This is a genomic window from Herbaspirillum sp. CAH-3, assembly GCF_009668275.1.
GTDB lineage: Bacteria > Pseudomonadota > Gammaproteobacteria > Burkholderiales > Burkholderiaceae_D > Herbaspirillum > Herbaspirillum aquaticum.
In genome coordinates this window covers 100,379-117,451 of the sequence record NZ_VSWE01000012.1, presented here as the reverse complement: position 1 = coordinate 117,451, position 17,073 = coordinate 100,379, and the positions used below count along the sequence as shown (strand labels likewise).

Here is a 17,073-nt window from a genome sequence, read left to right as displayed (position 1 = left end):
GATTTCGTTCCTAGCAAAAAGCTGAATGTTGCTTGTGGGGAAGCTGCGGATTGGCGGCCTGTTGCGTTAGCCAGCCTTAGATGAACTGCGATGGGCGTGGTAGTACACCAGGATTAAGTCCTGCAGCGTGGTTTTGTGCTTTGGGGACAGGGTGCGCATCTTCGTGATTAGAATTGGATCTGGGAAGTTCGTCTTCTGATCAACCGGAGCAAAAAGTGTCCATACTGGAACATTGAAAAATGTTGCCAACGCATCAACTTGGTCGAGAGACGTATTTAATCGACCATTCTCAAATCGAGAGATCGTCTCAACTTCGACACCCAAAGCAGCAGCAAGTTGCTGTTGAGTAAGTGAGCTTACCTTCCGCAGCGTGGCGATATTTTTACCAAGTAACTTGGCAGCAGGAACAGGTAACTGGTGATCTCGGGTCTTTTTCATGGGCAAGCTCAATGTCTTGCACATGGTCTCTTCATCTCTTCTCGCGTAACAGGGCCTGTTGGATCAATAAAGTTGACGTAAAGGATCAAGTTAAACTAGTATCCGCGGATCTTTATGCACCGGAAATGCCGATGGGGCCGACGCCTCAGGCGGTTAAGCATCTATTCATGTTCATCACACATCCCACTTGGAAGGTTGAAGGAGCCCCTGGCGCTCTACTTACTCCAGCTATTCCTTGGCACTCTGCTTTATTGGATGTTAGTGAGCCCTGCTTTATTGTGGCCCCCAACGTCAATGCCCAAATTCCACTGACTCATATTCGATTGTTCTCGGATATAGATGAATTGCTTGCCCATGTTCACTGTGAGATCGATGACGAATTCATTGTGTATGCGCTGTCTCGATTTGATGACGCACTATCTATATCGGTGGTGACCGCTATTGGGTCGTATCCATGCCCACAGACCGGTATCAAACTGAGGGTCTATTTTGATGATGGCGAGCAGCCAAGGCCTGCGCATAGTGGGCAGCCGCAATTCGACGAGCAACGTACTTTCGATATCGAAGCGAGTTTTTCTTGATTCGGAACATGTCCGTATTTGATAGGCCTCGGCCAGTATTTCCATGACATTATTAGACTCCTTGGACGAAATTGATCTGTCCGTAGCTTTGCAAACGTTGTATGAATTGGCGTTGCAAGACGGAGATCTCGGGCGCGACTACTGGCGACAGATATCCGAGTTACTCAAAGAGGCTGCCAGTTTCCGGCAAAGGGCCTTACTTGCAGAGGAACAGCTGAGAAAGGCTCGGATGAAAACATCTCAGCGGAGGTCTGGGGATGCAGTAAGATCCAAGGCGTTGTCATCAAAAATGCAGAGGCGAATCGCTACGGAGTATTCACTTGATCTGGCCAGGATGCAGCGAGTACTTCTAGCGGCAGGCAAGGACCATCATACTGACCAGATTATTTCGGCCTGGCACGAGTATTCGTGCCAGGTGGATCTTGTGTGGAGAACATTACCCAAGACTGATGAAGAACTGCTCTTGCTGCTACTCAGTGCAATTGAGTAATAACGTCTTAAGCAACATCGAACTGGTTTCGTGGGTACATACGATATTGTGGATTTGAGAGATACGCGCCAAGGCTGACATGGTAAGCAAACAGCCCAGCAAGAAAAATCATCCCTGCACCGCATAAGATAGCCCCAGTTTTACTGAGATCTTTGGCTACCGAAAGGTAGGCAATGACTACGAACATCGTGAAAACGACGAACATAAATGGATCGACAGAACCAGCATTAAAAACTGCATCGTTTTCCTTTTTATTTGATAAAACTGTCACCGGCGGCACGCGGCGCCGGTGACAGCATGTCGTCCCACTTAGGCCGACTCAGGGACGGCCACTGAGTTTGCGGCTCCGAGACGAGAAGCAGCTTGGCAGAAGGGGCAATCAGCCGCGGATCGCGCTTCGACCAGATCTCGACTGCCTGTCAGGAGGTTGAGCATCTGGTAGTCACCCAGATCATGCTCGTTTACTCCTTCGGACGCGTACTGCAGCAAAAACTGATTGAGCGCCCGGCCGGCGACCTCGGCGTTGAAGGTGACGACCGAGGGGCTCGATGCCTTTACGCCATATTGTTCGCTGCGCAGTTGTTCCTCGCTCTTGCCAACGTCGGCAAGCTCCTTGCGATCAATCAGGCCGTTGCACCAAAGGCAGCCGCGGCCAGGCGTAATCTTGCGCACGGCACCGAAGACAACCGGCGGTTGGTCGTCATCAAAGAGTACCTTCGTGCCTACCTGGAGCATCGGGACGTAGTACTGATGTGCAACGGCATTACAGGTCAAGCGTGCAACGGCCGAATCAGCTGCCAAAAAGACATAGTCGCAGGTCAGCAGCGACCTGTACGTGCCGCCCTTCGAGACATCAACGGCAAGTGCTTCGACGTCGGCCTGCGGATTGATCGATAAGATCAGTCTCTTGGCGATGTCCACCTTGTGAGCACCCTTGCACCCCTCAGCCGGGAGGTCGCCAGGAGCCGAACCATGGACACGTGAGTAGTTCGAATTGTCGATCCGGTCGGGATCGAGCAACACGAACGTGGAGATGCCCAGGCGAGCTAGCGGTTCGGTGAGTTGGGAGCCGAGACCACCCAGGCCGACGATGCCAATCCTTGCCTTTGTCAACAGACCTTGGCCTCGATTGCGTAAGAACAGAAGCTGGCGGTCGACCTTCTCGTCGTAGGCAAATGGTGGCCGGCCCGCGGGTGACGCCCAGAGATGCCTGATGCCATGTCCGAGCACTCGTGCAGTCTCCAGCTGTAACCGACGTCCGTCAGGCATCCACACGTCGACTTCGATGCTATTCGTGCCGAAAACTGCCGCGCCGACAGGTAGTGGCCGGTTCAGGTGCAGGAGCGTCGGATAGCCATATTCATGGGACGCCAGATCGACGTTGCTGAAAGATACCGAGTCGCCGGCGAAGTGATTGTGGATGGCGAGGTACGCCAGGCCTTGTGACTTCGCCGCACGAAGCGCTTCGTCGATGAACAGCGGTTCGAGGCGTCCATAGCCCTTGGGGGAAGTCGTATAGTCGACGCCGTGGCGTGCGGCTCGGAATTCCTTCACGACGAGTGTTACCGTTTCGCCTTCTGTGTGCCAGCCGCAAAGCAAGACACCGGCATTTTCACGACGGGTCGAAAACAGATGGTGAAAGACCGAGGTATAGATCGTCTCGGGGAAGAGCAGTCGGGCAGAGCGAGACATTTACGGTCCCTCCTTAATGTAATGAAGCACCTTGATGAACTTCATGGCCGCAGCCTCGGCTGTGGGTACCAAGGTGTGGTTGGTGCGTTTGGAAACTTGAAGCGCAGCCTTCCCTTGGAAGTTGTGACCAGGGGTGATCGCAGGAAAATGCCCCGCGCCACTAGCTTGTTGAACATCGGAGCCGATATAGAGAGGGTAGATATCGGCAAAGGGCAACAGGCCGTTCAGATGGGCGCCCATCCAAGTCTGGTTCTTGGTGTAGCGATCACCGATTGTGACCGGGTCAATGATGACCCAGCCGCCACCGGTACCGCTTCCATCGTCGGTGAAAGTCACGGACGATCCTGAAAATTCTCGTTGCAGAATCGCCACGACCTTCTGCACGTCTACGTGTGCCATGAAGGTCGCTCCCAATTAGCTGTTGTCGTCAGCCGGGATGGCACGGAACTTCATGCCAGACTTGACGTGGATTTTCTCGTCATCACCCACCACCTTGGACGGCTGACCCGGACGTTCCATGATCAGCTGGAAGCCGATCTGGATCGGCACATGCTGAGCGATCGCCAACTGCTTGATATGCAGGCCAGTGGCCTCCTTCTTGTCGATGATGACCGGCATATCATTAACTTCGACACGGATGACTTTTTGCTCGATCTTGAAGCGCTCCACGCCATCGCCGGACAAGTCGGCGAATTCGTCGTTGCCGATCTCGCGATCGGCGCTGTGCGTCAGGTCTTGCAGCACGGCGAATTCCTCCGGGTCAACGCCGGCTAGCAACTTCAGGCTACGACCGGAGATCTGCGAAGTGCCCCATTCGATGCGGTCGTCCTCCAAGAGCAGGCGATAGGAACGATCGCTACGGAAGACGATGAAACGTTCAACGCCTTGGGCATTGAGATCTACGCTCTCGTCCAGCTGCAGTTCTTTCAGTTCGCCGCACTGTGGCCACTGGAAGACCAAATACTCATTGACCGGCTTATGGCCGGACAATTGCAGCACTTGGCGTGCGAGCAGAATGCTGTCGTTGGTTTGCAGTGAAACGAAGTTCATGTCGGGGCCGGCCACTTGGAATTCCCAGCGAGTGGCTTGGCTGTGCTGAGTTTCTGGTGCATTGAGGGTAGAAGTATTCATGTTTAAGTCCTTATACTGGTTAAATGAGGCTGTTGAACATGAACTACTTAAATGTCCTTCAACCGTGAAGACATCCTATCACGGCATTCTGGTTAACGGAAGCTGTTTAATGAGATTATTTGATGGCGTGATAAATGAACTCAATGCCACCGGAGTCGGCGCTTACCTCGGAACGCATGAAATAACCCTGATCAACAAGTCTTTTCAACCTGGTACTGGCATTCTGAACGGATGTCTCGAATTCGACTGCCACTTGCGCGGCAGAAATCGGACCTTTAGATAGCACGAGATGAACCCAAGGAGCAGAAGCAGCGGTGATGGGACCAATGAGTTCATAAGTGTCGTTATCCCAGAGTACCAGCGGCTGGTCCTTCGCGGCAGCTGCATATCCCCAGTTCGCAATGAAATCGCGAGCGCTGACATCGAGAAGATCGAGGTCACAAAGATAGAGTCCAACTTCGCCACGGAAATGTTTGGCAACACTAACTACACTTTCTCTTGGGAAAGTAGCGTCGGTGGACTGAATGCCTAGTAGCGAGATGGCAACAATTCGTACGGCGGGCTGAGAACTGATAATACTGACTAAAGAATTGAAGACTTCTTGGCCCTTGATGCTGCCGGACGGACTGTGCTCATTAGTGACTTCGAGCAGGCTAATTTTAATAGTAGTCTCGTTCATAGTTGCAGTTTAAGCTGTTTCGCTTAAGCGTCAAGTGTGAAATCGAAGCAGATTTGCGTGCCAATTATCCGCACCAAATTGGAGAAGTGACGGAAAGTCTCCAGCGCACCGTTACGAAATTGTAGAAATACTTCGAAGTCTTCCTGTCGGATGAGCACTTTAGCATTGAATTTTTTGGCGACCGCGTAAGTACTCAAAAAGCCGCTACCTCGACCAGCTTCGGCGCCGAGGGAGCTGATGGCACCACGTTGAAAAACTTCCTTTACCAGGTGGGCATCAGGGTGTTCTGAATCGCGAACCGCATCGGCCACTTCGGGATAGTCAGTCTCAATGATCGGCCACAAAGTTCCAGCAATACCCACACCGCTGTCAGAAATCACGGTTTGTATATGTGGGGGTGAAGCGTTCTTATAAGCTTGCAATGAGGCGAAGCCGTGAACCGGGGTTTCAGAGTGATCACGGATGTTATTGATGAACTCAGCGAAAACTGTAAAAGCGGGTTGGAAAAAACTTTTATCCGTATGGTGGACGAAACTATCCCGAAGCAACTTTGGAGGACGTTGGTCATCGACTGAAGGATCAATGCTCAAGAATTCGACCAGCTCAATATTCTGGCCTTTGTAGCGCTTCGCTACTGAATCTGATGGCCGTTTAGGAAGAACGACTACGGCTGAGTCTAGGTGAACAAAAAAACCCATGCGTGAGAGATAACGCATGGTGGTTGTGGACTCAGAAAAATCAAGTACGACACTCTTCCCACGATGAATTAGCTGATTACTTAAAGTCATCATCCGAGACGCTGCTTCCAAAAGAAGCTTGCATCCCAGTGGGAAAATGAAATGCAGAATTGGCTCGGACGAACTCATCGGGCATCCGGCCCTTTGGAGCGTGGTTTCGAAGCGACGACTGTTTAACCAGCAATGCCCTTTAAAACGAATCTGGCAAGTTTTCACCGACCAAGAAAACGAATCGGAATCTTGAGTAAAAATATCACTGTTGGCGTGCAGCAACTGATTGACTTGCTTAGTGCTCACTTTGCTGTCATCTGAATCGCCAGATAGCAGACGCGCAACATCTTTTGCTTTTAACTCAGGAGTGCCTAGCAGCAACTTAATTATATCTTCTAGCATTCAATGTCTACTTGTAATCCCCTCTTAACTAATTGTAGTGCCTAAAGTGGTCGATACGACAAGGGGGTATTGGGATTTTCAGAGATGCCTGTTGATTTGCTCACAGAATTGACCCTCTCTATCGACTCACCTTCTATTGCCTCCCGATGGCTGCCACGCGGTCATAAGACCCTTCATATCCCAGCACCCTTAAGTCCAGGAACATCTGTTTCAGGGTTCGTCTCTGCTCGCGCGATTTGACTGCCTCAGCTCTGAGCCAGGCTGAAAGTCGAGGCTCGAATTAATCTAGAGCACTGGATGATTGCCTTGAGGGGTAAGAAGGCACGATCGCTCCGGGTCGGATATGCTCCCGTGCGGTCACCGTCATGCCTGGCTTACTTGAAACGGCGTGCAATGCGATGCGTCGGCCACCCAAGAAGATTTTAAGGATGGTCTGAGTGAATCTCAGGTCAACGCGATTGTAATGGACGTAGCTTGTCCCGTTCCGTATCTTCCATCCATTGGTGCCGGCATCCGTCCAGTTTCTTAAAACGATGATGGTTGAGCTTTTCGCTCAGAGCGTGAAGCTCGGTATTGAGCTTGTCGAAACTAAAAAACTTTCGATGCCGCAGCCGGAAGAAAAGACGTTGAGCAATCTGGACACCGACTCCGGCCTTCGGCTTGTTTTTCGGTTTTCGACTCCGGGTCGGCCGTGCGGCGGAAAGCGGTAAGGCCCAAGCGTCATCTCAATGATGTCGTGTCCGATGTTGAGACACTGGAGCAATTTGCTTCGTGGGCGAAGGCAATTAAAGATACTCGCTCGCCGGACTTAGCACACCACTTCCTCATGTAGATCAGTTGCCCCCTCGGATATAGATATTTCCGGCGCGGGACTAGAGGCTGGGGCGGAATGCATTCAACACAGTGCAATTTGCGGCGCTCTTCTCTTGTTTAAACACAAGGCAATTAGGCGTATGAAAAAAGATCAGCGCCAATCCACTTGCCGCCTTGCACCGCTTCGCCGACAATCTGGCTGATTAAGCGCCGTCCTTCCCCAACCGCTGGCGAGTGGCTTCTTGCTGTGTTTTCGCACAATGCCCATGTGATAAACATTCCGCGGATCGGGCTCCAGGAAACAGAATCCTCCAAATAAGGATTTCCGCTGACGGCACAGCAGGGCGTCACCGTAGCGCTTAAGCTTTTACGTGCCAAATCCATCGAGAGAGTTACTGCATCTACCTCAAAGGCATTGTTGAAGCCTAGTCCCTTCCGCGCAAGGGAATTCTCAATATGGCCACGAATCACGTTCGGTTTTCCTGGAAGCGCCAGCTTCAATTTATCCAGCCGAGAAAGAGGAACTGATTTTTCAGGAAAAAGCTGTGCATCTTTGTGAGAAACCAATACGAGCGGCTCCCGCACAAGGCGGGTATTGACGTACCCATTGGGAGAAGCTGCCTCAAAGCGAACATTGGCCAGGTCCAGCATACCCGCATGCATATCTTCACGAAGCACACGACTGGCCCCCTCGTGCACACGTAGCGCAATGCTTGGATATCTGTCGATCAACTTTTCTACGAAGTGTGATCTGAAGAGGTACTGCCACGACGGCGGAACACCAACAGACAATTGTCCACCCGCGCGGTCTCCCACTTGTTCGATCAAGTTGGTCAACTGGCGCAAAATAGGGCGCGCTCGCTCTCGGAGAAGATTCCCAGCATCGGTAAGCTGGCCCCCGCCTTGCTTTCGGATGAACAGTTTTGTCCGAAGCTCGTGCTCCAGCACCGCAATATGTCGCGATAAAGCTGGCTGAGAAATCCGTAGATCTACCGCAGCCTTATTGGGATACGGAAAGAGCTCCCACCTTTAATTTAGGGTAGCATGTCTGCGGATTTCACTAGATCCAGCCGCGCTATACGGGCTTTGGCTTGGGCTTCCGCCAGCTCAGTCATTTCGCTTTGAACGGTTGTGAGCGTTTCAGTGAGCTGGTATTGCAGATAGGTGGTTGCGCTGCCGGTGATCTGGTGCTCCCGATTCGGCACCCCTTCGGTTTCGATTCGGACCCGATGCGCACCCTGTTCGACGACGATGCGCGCGAAGGTCATGGGACCCAGGCTCGCTACCAGTCGACCATCGATAAAGATCTGCGAAGCGTTGCTTCGCTGTTGCGCAAATGGACGCAATACATAGATCGCTACCTTCCCAGCCTCTGCAGGGGGCAGTGTCTTCGCCTGCGCTGCCACGGCATCCTCTTCGATAGGCACCTCTACGCAGTGGCTCGATTGCTGCAGAATCGCGCAATGCGCGACTCCGGGGTGCGTATGAACGCAGCCGGCCAGAATCGGAATCGCCGCTAGCGCACCGAGGTAGGTGACCAGTTGGCGCTTGGCGCGTATCATTGTTGGTAGTTTCACAAAATTCGATTGAGTAGACATCATTAACCTCACGCATCTCAATGCATTGGAGTTGCTAGAGATGGCGTCTCATAGGAGACGCCATTACATCCTGCGACCCACTGGATCGCTTCTCAGCGTCTTACTTCAGAGAAAAACGGACGTTGACCGTCGATTTATCCTTCATGGTGACCGTCGCGATAGCCTTGCTACCCTTGGCAAATTTCACGTCTCCATTGGTAACCAACGTGTTTTCGCCTCCGCTCTCCAGTGGCACTTCCACCTTCTCGGTACCGTTCAGTACGAGCAGCTTGCCACTCACGCCGGCCGTGGGAATCGGCGCATCATGATCCTCCAGATATAGAGTGGCTTTTCCGTCCTTGGCGACGAGCTCGAAGCTAATGTCATTGGACGATTGCGTCACTCCGCCGTGCTTGGCTTTGGCACCATGGGCCAAGGCTGCGCCGGAGGCAACCAAGGTGGCGGTCATCATTAAAGCAGCGATCAGTTTCTTCATTGTTGACTCCAAAAATAGGCGGCTCTGGGATGGGCGCCGCCGAGAAGGCCCGTTTTTAGTACGCTTCCTGGCTCTCGTTCGCGATCAACTTCTCCAGAGGCTTGCGGCCCACTAGCCAGAAAATCAGTGGGGTCAGCAACGAATCGAGGATGGTGGAACTGACCAGGCCGCCGAAAATAACGACCGCGACCGGGTGCAGTATCTCCTTGCCCGGAGCATCAGCCGCCAGTAGCAAAGGTGTCAGCGCAAAGGCCGCCACCAAGGCTGTCATCAGCACTGGCGTCAGGCGTTCCAGGGAGCCGCGCACGATCATGGATTGCGTGAATTGTTCACCTTCGAACTTGCACAAGTTGATGTAGTGGCTGACTTTCAGGATGCCGTTGCGGGTGGCGATGCCTGCCAAGGTAATGAAGCCCACCATCGAGGCCACCGAGAGCGACACACCGGCAATCCACATCGCTGCCACACTTCCGATAAGGGCAAACGGGATGTTTCCCATGATGACCAGGGCAAGAACGCCAGATCGATATCGCGTGTACAACACGAGGAAGATAAGCGCCAATGACGCCACGGAGAGCCCCAGGATCAGTTGGGTCGCCTGCTCCTGGGCCTGGAACTGTCCTTCGATACTGACGAAATAACTTCCTGGCAGCGGAGTCGCGGCGATCGCTCCGCGAATGTTGCCAATGATGCGCGACATGTCAGAGCCGTCCGTATTGGCGTACACCACAATCCGCCGGCGGCCGTTTTCCCGGCCGATCTGGTTAGGGCCGTCACCTTCCTCGACGGTGGCAATCGCCGCCAAGGGGATGCGGCCCGCCGGACTATCCAGCATGGTGCGCGCCAGGTCTTGGGGAGAGCGTCTTTCATCCGGCAAGCGCACCACCAGATCGAAACGTCGTGGTCCGTCGATGACCTGTGTGACACGCTTGACCTCCGACAAAGCCTCCATGGCGCGCAAGGCTTGCGCCGGCGTGAGGCCATATTGCCCCGCCTTGCGGTAGTCGATGCGCACCTTGATCTGGGGAATCAACACCTGGCGCTCGACTGAGAGGTCCACCAAGCCGGGCACCGCCGCCAGTTTTTGCCGCAATCCCTCCGCTAAGCCGCGCAGCGTGTCCGTATCATCCCCGTAAATCTTGAGGGCGATCTGGGCCCGTACACCGGATAGGAGGTGATCCAAGCGATGCGAAATCGGTTGTCCGATGGCCACCGATGCCGGAATCACGGCCAGACGGGCACGAATGTCAGCCATGATCTGCTCGCGATTGCGTTTGGACCGCTTGAGATCCACATCGATCTCGGCCGCATGAACGCCTTCAGCGTGCTCATCAAGCTCCGCGCGGCCCGTGCGACGGCCGACCTTGACGACTTCAGGGACTTCCCGGATCAGATTTTCGGCCAAGGAACCCATCCGGTTTGCTTCTGCCAGAGAGGTTCCAGGCACAAAGGTCATCCCCATGACCAGAGATCCCTCGTTGAATGGCGGCAGGAACGCGCGCGGAAAGAAGGGAACGCTGGCAGCGGCCAATGCCACCACGACGCCGGCGCAGGCGAGAATGACTTTGGCACGTGGGAAAGACCAGCTGAGAAGCCGCGCGTCCATCTTCTTGAGCCACCGCACCAGAGGGCTATCGCCATGGCCAATTTGCTTCATCTGCGGCAGCAGATAGTAAGCAAGGACCGGTGTGACTGTCATGGAGACTAGCATGGAGGCCAGGATCGAGACGATATAGGCGATGCCCAGAGGGGCGAACAGCCTGCCCTCGATGCCTGGCAGCGCAAACAACGGCACGAAAACCAAGACGACGATTACGGTCGCATAGACGATCCCAGAACGCACTTCAACGGATGCTTTCCAGATCACCTCAAGCACGGAAGGCGGGTTGGCCTGCCCGTGACGCTGCTTGAGCCGCCTCAGGATGTTCTCGATGTCCACCACGGCATCGTCCACCAGCTCGCCGATGGCGATCGCGAGGCCACCCAACGTCATGACATTGATCGATTGCCCCAAGAGTTTGAAGGCCACGGCGGTGGCAGCCAGTGACAAGGGAATGGCAATGAGCGAGATCGCGGTGGTCCGGACGTTGAGAAGAAAGGCGAACAGAACGATCGCCACCAGGATGGCGCCGTCTCTCAAGGCCTCGACAACGTTGCCGATGGAGGACTCAATGAAGTCAGCCTGCCGGAACAGGACTTCTGGCGCGGCCAGGCCCGCCGGCAAGCCTTGCTTCAGCTCCGACAAGGCGGTCTTGATATCGGCAGTCAGCTTGACGGTATCTGCGGAAGGTTGCTTTTGCACGCTGACAATCACCGCCGGGTTGCCGTTCATCCCGGCATCACCACGCTTGAAGGCTGCTGCATAGCGCACCGACGCCACCTGTTCCAGTAATACCGGGGAGCCATTCCGATAGCTGACGGCCAAGCCACGCACGTCCTCCAGGCGGTTGGTGCGCCCCAGATTGCGGATCAGATACTCGCGACTGTTCAGATCAATGAATCCGCCATTGGTGTTGGCAGCAAAGTCCTGCAAAGCCGATTCGACCTGGCTGAGCGAAATGCCAAATTGCGCCATGCGGGCCGTGTCTGGCTCGATGCGCAGCTGTCGGACTTCGCCCCCGATAGGAATCACCTGCGACACACCGGGAATGGACAACAATCGTGGACGCAGAACAAAATCGGCGTATTCACGCGCCCGCATCGGGTCGGTCTTGGCCAAGTCGATCGGCAAGCCGATCAACATGATTTCCCCCATGATCGAGGAAACCGGCCCCATGATGGGCGTGATATTCCCAGGAAGCTGCTCTTTGACCAGGACGAGACGCTCGGAGACTAGCTGCCGGTTGCGGTAGATATCGGTCCCCCAGTCGAACTCGGCGTAGACGATGGACAAGCCCACCCCCGACACCGAGCGCACTCTTGTGACGCCGGGCATGCCGTTCAGCGCTGTTTCTATCGGGAAGGTCACCAACTGCTCGACTTCCTCCGGCGCCATGCCGCCGGCTTCCGTAAGGACGGTCACCAGCGGCTTGTTCAAATCCGGGAAGACGTCAACCGGCGTTCGGGAGGCCATCAGGGTGCCGTAGATGACCAGCAATAGCGCCGCCGCCAAGACGAACAGCCTGTTCGTCAGGCTAAAGCGAACGATCCAATTAAACATGTGTTCGCTCCTAGCGGATTTGATTGATGAGCGCCGACCCCGTGACAACAACACGGTTGTCCGGCGCAAGTCCCTTGGTCACCACGACCGTCTTGGCATCCAGCGGCACAGCTTCAACTTGTTGAGCAATAAAGCGTTCCGCGCCTGACTTGATCCAGACGATTGGCTCATTGTTCGGGTTGCGGACGAGCGCTTCGGCGGGCAAGACGATACCCTTGATCTGGTCACTCATTTTCCCGATGACGGTCACCGGTTGCCCGACGGCCAGCGCGAGATCCTTTCCGCTGACACGGAAGGTCAGGACAACAGCGCCATCACGCAGGCTACTGGTTCGCCCGAGCAACTTGAGCTCACTGCCGCCATTGCCGGCCAAAGTCCCCTCCGTAATGCGCTGAGCCATGCCGATATCGGCCGTCTGCGCCTCTACCACCATCCGGGCGGGGTCAATCACCTCAAACAACACGTCTCTGGCCTCGACAATCTGTCCGTTGACCACATTGGCCGAGGCAATCACGCCGCTGGCTGGCGATTTGAGGGACTCGGCACCGCCCACGGAAGCAGCCACCGCGCGCTCGCGTCCGGACAGGCTAAGCAGCTCGGATCTCGCCGCCTCAATTTCTTTGCGCGGCACAGTATCTGCCAGCGTCTCTAGGCGCTTGAGTCTTTGTTCCGCCAGCTGCCGGCTGGCCCGAATATCAGCCAACTGCGCTTGCTGATTCCCCATTTCGACCGCCGATCCGACCGGGCGCAGCACAGCTAAGACCTGACTTTTTTCGACTCGCTGACCGGCCATTGGCAGCCCTTTGGGAGCAGCCTCGATGCGGCCAGCGTACGGAGCCTGGACGCGACCGCCGGCATTCGGATCGATGGTGACCCGCCCATTGAGTTCGATGGTGCGCGGATGATCGCTCTCAGGTGCCATGACGGTGCGAATCCCCATCCGCCGCTGGGCCAGCTTAGGCACATTGACACTGCCGTCGGGCAAGCGGGATAGTCCGGTGCCAGTGGTGTTTGCGGCCCCGTCCAGGTGCTCGCCATTTGGACCATGAGCCCCTGGTGATGCGAAGGCGCCCTGCAAGGCGAAGGTGCTGAGAAGCACCGCAACAAGAGTGTTTTTCAGCATGATCAATTCCTGCCGCCAGAACGGCGGCGCAATTTGTAGAGGGCGACGGCGGTAAGAAGCAATGCCAAGGCAATTCCGATGAACCAGACAGTCCGGGGCTGGTGGTCATGATCGTCCGTATGGCCATGTTCTTGTTCGCCCGAAACGGTTATCGTGCCTTCCAGCAAGTCGCTATCGCGGTCCGTGGTCAGAGTGAAGATCAGTTGGTGCTTGCCCGGCTTGCGCAGCGCCTGGAGAAACTTTTCGTCTGCGACTGCGTAGTCGCCCTGATCGTCGTGGAACTTGGCTTGGGCTTTCAGACCTTCCATTTCGACATGTAGCGTAGCGTTCAGGACAGGCGTGTTGCTCTCATACTGGTCGATCAGGACCGAGAGCTCGTCACCCTGCAGATGTCCCACCAGCTCATAAGACTCGGTAAAAGTTTCGATCCGTGGGCCCGCATCGTTGTGGACGTGATTGCCACCCGGCGCATCGAGATGCTCGCCATTGGGGCCATGCGCCCCGGGGGAGGCGTAAGCGGTGGTCACGGCCAGGCCCATCGCCAAAACGAGGAATTTGAAGATGTTCATGGAATGATTCCTAAAGCTTGGTTGACTCGGGCATGAGCGAGCCCGACGGCGACTTTTTGCTGGCGTTCGGCGGCATCTGCCTCATGTGCCAAGGCCTGGGCCCGTAAGAGATCGCCCAGGCCACGTTCGCCGGCGCGAAAGGACTTTTCGATCAAGGTGGCGTGTTCCCGTGTCAGCGCAGCGCGTTCTGAAGCGCGCTGCCAGGACTCTTGGGCGGCCAGCAGCTGCTGACGCGCCAAGTCGGACTCCGCTTGCAGCAGCAGATCCGCCTGCGACAATTCCGCTGCTGCGGTCTCACTTTGGGTACGTGCTGCAGCTTCCAATGGCCTGTTGCGTGCACTGGTACCGATCGGGATTTGAATAGCTACGCCAATCGTGCGACTGCTGTCGCCGCTGCCACCTTGATCCTTGCGCATGAGCAGACCCACCGTCGGTGGATCGCTGCGGATGGCATCGGCGGCTTTCAGGGCTGCTTTGGAACGCTGCAAACCGGCGATGGCTGCCAGCGCACGTGGATGTGGAGTGGAGACTGCGGCCGCCAAAGGTTCCAACGGATTACTTGGAATATCTGTTTGTCCGGTGAGGACGCGGTAGCGCATGAGCGCTTCCTGCTCCTTGGCGCGAGCATTCGCGACGGCACTCTGGGCGGCGAGGACCTCTTGGCGGGCCAGCATCCCGTCGCTGCGCGCCAGATCGCCAGCCTTTACCCGCCGCATGACTTCCTCGGTCAGGCCTTCCAGGTGGCCTTGATGATCGCTGGCTTCTGCAAGAGACTCGCGCGCCGCTGCCACCGTCCATAAGCGCTCTCGCACCTCTCCAGCAAGGGCCAAGCGAGCAACTGCGATCTGGGCTTCCAGATCTTCAGTGTTGCTCTGTGCTACGGCTTCGCGGGCCGCTTTATGACCGGGCAGCCACAAGGGAGCAGAAATCGATACCTCGCTCTCCTTAGCGCCGTTGCGATCGGTCCATCGATCGCTACGCTGCGAAAGTCCGAGGACAGGAGAACCCGCTACCCATGTACGAGCGGACTCTAGCCCCGCCCGCATCTCGTCGCGCTTGGCTTCCAAGGTTCGGGCCTGGGGCGATAAACGCCATGCGGCCTGGACCGCATCACTCAAATTGAGTGATGCGGACTGGGATAATGCTGATGACGCGGTAAGCGTCGCCATGACCACCAAACATAGGCGGCAGGCATAACTGATGTGCATGTAACATCTCCATTCGACGTGAATAAACAGGCCGAAGGCGAGCGCACCTATGCCCGCATGAAGCGGGAATCAACAAGTTGGGGAACGCGGATGGCCTTCGGCAGATCAGCCGAAGGTCTGAGGAGGACGAGGTAGACGCTCCAGAAAGGCGTCAGCCATGAATTCAGTGGGTTCGAAACGCAGTAGTGGCATGACTAGCAGTACCAATTCGGGCGTTAGCAGGGATGGAACAGCAGAGGGTTGGCCGGCACCAGCATGCTCCGCAAAATGCTGGCTCGATTCGCCGGAGTCATCGTAATGAATGTCGCCGTCGTCACCGTGATGGTGACTGATGCCGTACTGATGATCGAGCTCGTGCGTCAATTCCTTTGCCGTTTCGCTAGGCGTAGCCGTTCCCTGCAGGGCCGCAAAGCCATGCAAAGGAAGCAGTACCAGCAGAAGCAAACAAAGAAGACGACGCACGATAGTTCATTGACCCGATGAGGTGAATGCTCGCATTATAACCAGAGGTCCGGGCGATATGGGCATCGGGGAAATCCTGATCTTCCCGATTTCAGCGGCAAGTTGAACTACGCCAGCGCAGTCCATCCATGATAAAGCACGTACAAGCCCACCAGGATGATGACCGCGCTGGAGAAATACGGTGCCTTGCGGGCGAATTTGCCAAAACCCGACCAGCGCTTGCCCACATGACGGACACTCAAAGCAGCCACGATACCGGACGCCACCATGGTCAATGCCAAGCCGATGCTAAAACACAGCACCAGGCCGGCGCCCAGAGTGATTTTCTTTAGCTGCAGACACAACAGCAGGACGGTGATGGCCGCCGGGCACGGGATCAAACCACCCGTCAACCCGAACATCACGATCTGGCCGGTCGTAATGTCGCGGTTCGCGAACCGGCGCTTGATGTCGTTGGCATGCGCGCGTTCGTGCGCATCCTGATATCCGCCATCTGAGACATCCAGACCATCCTCTTGATGGTCGTGGTGGTGATGCTCCTCATACTTCACATCATAGATATGGAAGTGACCTCCGTGGGACAGGAATACCTGTGCCTTGAACTCATGCGGCTCAGGGATTTCGTCGATAGATTCAAGAAACTCGCCTTGATCGACAAATTTAAAGGTCTGCTCGACGCCATCAGGGCGAATTGTCCGGATCTCGACGCCCGAGGCTGGCCAGCGATGTGACCCGGCTTGGGTTGACAGCCTGAATCGGGGAGGCACGCCTTCTTCAAAAATGTCTACACGCAGCATACCGTGGCCGGTATTGATCCACTTGGTTTCATCATGCTCATGGTGATGCTCATGTGCCTCCTGCCGGGATTGCTGCCACGTACGGAAGGCCATCCATGCCGCCACGCCGATGATCAGGATGCCGGAGGCGACCTGGAAATATGGCTCCGATGATTCTGCGCTCCATTGGCTGCCGAAGTACATGCCCGCCAGCGCTACGAGCCACACCACGGCGGTATGGGACAGCGTCGCAGACACGCCCAGCAGCACAGCTTGCGATACCGTGCCCCGGATGGCCACGATGAAGGCAGCCATCATGGTTTTTGAATGTCCAGGCTCCAGGCCATGTAGAGCCCCGAGCAGGATGGCGCTCGGAATGAAGAGCCAGATATTGCCAGCGCCTTGCTGGAGCAGACTTGCGATGTCGACCATGATCTTGCCTTAGAGGTACTTGGTAATTTCTTTGAATTCACGCACTGCCTCGGCCGACTCCTTGCCGTCGCTCTGCATGGCGTGGTCCAGGCAGTGGTCGATGTGATCGTGGATCAACACCCGCTTGGCGTTGCCGATAGCGCTTTCGACGGCCTGCAACTGCTGGGCGACATCGAGGCAACCTCGTCCTATTTCCATCATGGCAATAATGCTGCGCAGATGGCCTTCGGCCCGCTTCAGGCGTTTGATGATGTCAGGATGGGAGGTATGGGTGCTCATAGTGTATATATCCTATCGGGGGGGATAGGATAGCATG

At 55.6% G+C, this 17,073-nt stretch carries 19 protein-coding genes and 2 pseudogenes; 2 read left to right on the top strand and 19 right to left on the bottom strand.

What is annotated here, in order from left to right:
* Window positions 1–66 precede the first annotated feature (66 nt).
* Window positions 67–438 (bottom strand): helix-turn-helix domain-containing protein, encoded by a 372-nt coding sequence (locus FYB76_RS16680; RefSeq protein ID WP_195724654.1) that lies wholly within the window; start codon window positions 436–438, stop codon window positions 67–69.
* 167 nt (window positions 439–605) lie between these two features.
* Between FYB76_RS16680 and FYB76_RS16675 the strand changes: the two genes are divergently transcribed.
* Together FYB76_RS16675 and FYB76_RS16670 are read left to right on the top strand one after the other, a co-directional pair.
* Complete coding sequence (locus FYB76_RS16675) at window positions 606–1,019, top strand: hypothetical protein (protein WP_154134324.1); 414 nt, start codon at window positions 606–608, stop codon at window positions 1,017–1,019.
* Window positions 1,020–1,062: 43 nt separating this feature from the next.
* On the top strand, window positions 1,063–1,509 hold the full coding sequence (locus FYB76_RS16670; protein WP_154134323.1) for a hypothetical protein: 447 nt from the start codon (window positions 1,063–1,065) through the stop codon (window positions 1,507–1,509).
* 7 nt (window positions 1,510–1,516) lie between these two features.
* On the opposite strand, the gene FYB76_RS16665 is transcribed toward FYB76_RS16670, so the two are convergent.
* The 18 genes and pseudogenes from FYB76_RS16665 to FYB76_RS16590 all read right to left on the bottom strand — a co-directional run bounded on the left by FYB76_RS16665 (window position 1,517) and on the right by FYB76_RS16590 (window position 17,036).
* Window positions 1,517–1,789 (bottom strand): hypothetical protein, encoded by a 273-nt coding sequence (locus FYB76_RS16665; RefSeq protein ID WP_154134322.1) that lies wholly within the window; start codon window positions 1,787–1,789, stop codon window positions 1,517–1,519.
* 29 nt (window positions 1,790–1,818) lie between these two features.
* Entirely contained in the window at window positions 1,819–3,201 is a 1,383-nt protein-coding gene (locus FYB76_RS16660) for a ThiF family adenylyltransferase (RefSeq protein WP_154134321.1), read from the bottom strand.
* Complete coding sequence (locus tag FYB76_RS16655; protein WP_154134320.1) at window positions 3,202–3,600, bottom strand: hypothetical protein; 399 nt, start codon at window positions 3,598–3,600, stop codon at window positions 3,202–3,204.
* Between the two features lie 15 nt (window positions 3,601–3,615).
* Window positions 3,616–4,332 (bottom strand): multiubiquitin domain-containing protein, encoded by a 717-nt coding sequence (locus FYB76_RS16650; protein ID WP_154134319.1) that lies wholly within the window; start codon window positions 4,330–4,332, stop codon window positions 3,616–3,618.
* 115 nt (window positions 4,333–4,447) lie between these two features.
* On the bottom strand, window positions 4,448–5,011 hold the full coding sequence (locus FYB76_RS16645; protein ID WP_154134318.1) for a helix-turn-helix domain-containing protein: 564 nt from the start codon (window positions 5,009–5,011) through the stop codon (window positions 4,448–4,450).
* 23 nt (window positions 5,012–5,034) lie between these two features.
* On the bottom strand, window positions 5,035–6,141 hold the full coding sequence (locus FYB76_RS16640; protein WP_154134317.1) for an ATP-binding protein: 1,107 nt from the start codon (window positions 6,139–6,141) through the stop codon (window positions 5,035–5,037).
* A gap of 139 nt (window positions 6,142–6,280) precedes the next feature.
* A pseudogene (locus tag FYB76_RS27110) lies at window positions 6,281–6,475 on the bottom strand (IS21 family transposase); the annotation flags it as partial.
* 611 nt (window positions 6,476–7,086) lie between these two features.
* A complete protein-coding gene (locus tag FYB76_RS16635; RefSeq protein WP_229297003.1) occupies window positions 7,087–7,782 on the bottom strand; it encodes a LysR substrate-binding domain-containing protein in 696 nt (231 codons plus the stop codon).
* Between the two features lie 60 nt (window positions 7,783–7,842).
* Window positions 7,843–7,944: pseudogene (locus FYB76_RS26995) on the bottom strand (LysR family transcriptional regulator); the annotation flags it as partial.
* Between the two features lie 44 nt (window positions 7,945–7,988).
* Window positions 7,989–8,552, bottom strand: a complete 564-nt coding sequence (locus FYB76_RS16630) for a hypothetical protein (RefSeq protein ID WP_154134316.1) — start codon at window positions 8,550–8,552, stop codon at window positions 7,989–7,991.
* A 100-nt stretch (window positions 8,553–8,652) separates the two neighbouring features.
* Entirely contained in the window at window positions 8,653–9,027 is a 375-nt protein-coding gene (locus tag FYB76_RS16625; RefSeq protein WP_154134315.1) for a hypothetical protein, read from the bottom strand.
* Between the two features lie 55 nt (window positions 9,028–9,082).
* On the bottom strand, window positions 9,083–12,187 hold the full coding sequence (locus FYB76_RS16620; RefSeq protein ID WP_154134314.1) for an efflux RND transporter permease subunit: 3,105 nt from the start codon (window positions 12,185–12,187) through the stop codon (window positions 9,083–9,085).
* 10 nt (window positions 12,188–12,197) lie between these two features.
* Entirely contained in the window at window positions 12,198–13,310 is a 1,113-nt protein-coding gene (locus FYB76_RS16615; RefSeq protein ID WP_154134313.1) for an efflux RND transporter periplasmic adaptor subunit, read from the bottom strand.
* A gap of 2 nt (window positions 13,311–13,312) precedes the next feature.
* Window positions 13,313–13,879, bottom strand: coding sequence for a hypothetical protein (locus FYB76_RS16610; RefSeq protein WP_154134312.1), 567 nt, complete (start codon window positions 13,877–13,879; stop codon window positions 13,313–13,315).
* Entirely contained in the window at window positions 13,876–15,087 is a 1,212-nt protein-coding gene (locus FYB76_RS16605; protein WP_154134311.1) for a TolC family protein, read from the bottom strand. Before FYB76_RS16605 ends, FYB76_RS16610 begins: the two co-directional genes overlap by 4 nt.
* A 105-nt stretch (window positions 15,088–15,192) precedes the next feature.
* Window positions 15,193–15,549, bottom strand: a complete 357-nt coding sequence (locus FYB76_RS16600; protein ID WP_154134310.1) for a hypothetical protein — start codon at window positions 15,547–15,549, stop codon at window positions 15,193–15,195.
* A gap of 107 nt (window positions 15,550–15,656) precedes the next feature.
* On the bottom strand, window positions 15,657–16,757 hold the full coding sequence (locus FYB76_RS16595) for a nickel/cobalt efflux transporter (protein WP_154134309.1): 1,101 nt from the start codon (window positions 16,755–16,757) through the stop codon (window positions 15,657–15,659).
* 9 nt (window positions 16,758–16,766) lie between these two features.
* On the bottom strand, window positions 16,767–17,036 hold the full coding sequence (locus tag FYB76_RS16590) for a metal-sensing transcriptional repressor (protein ID WP_154134308.1): 270 nt from the start codon (window positions 17,034–17,036) through the stop codon (window positions 16,767–16,769).
* Window positions 17,037–17,073 lie beyond the last annotated feature (37 nt).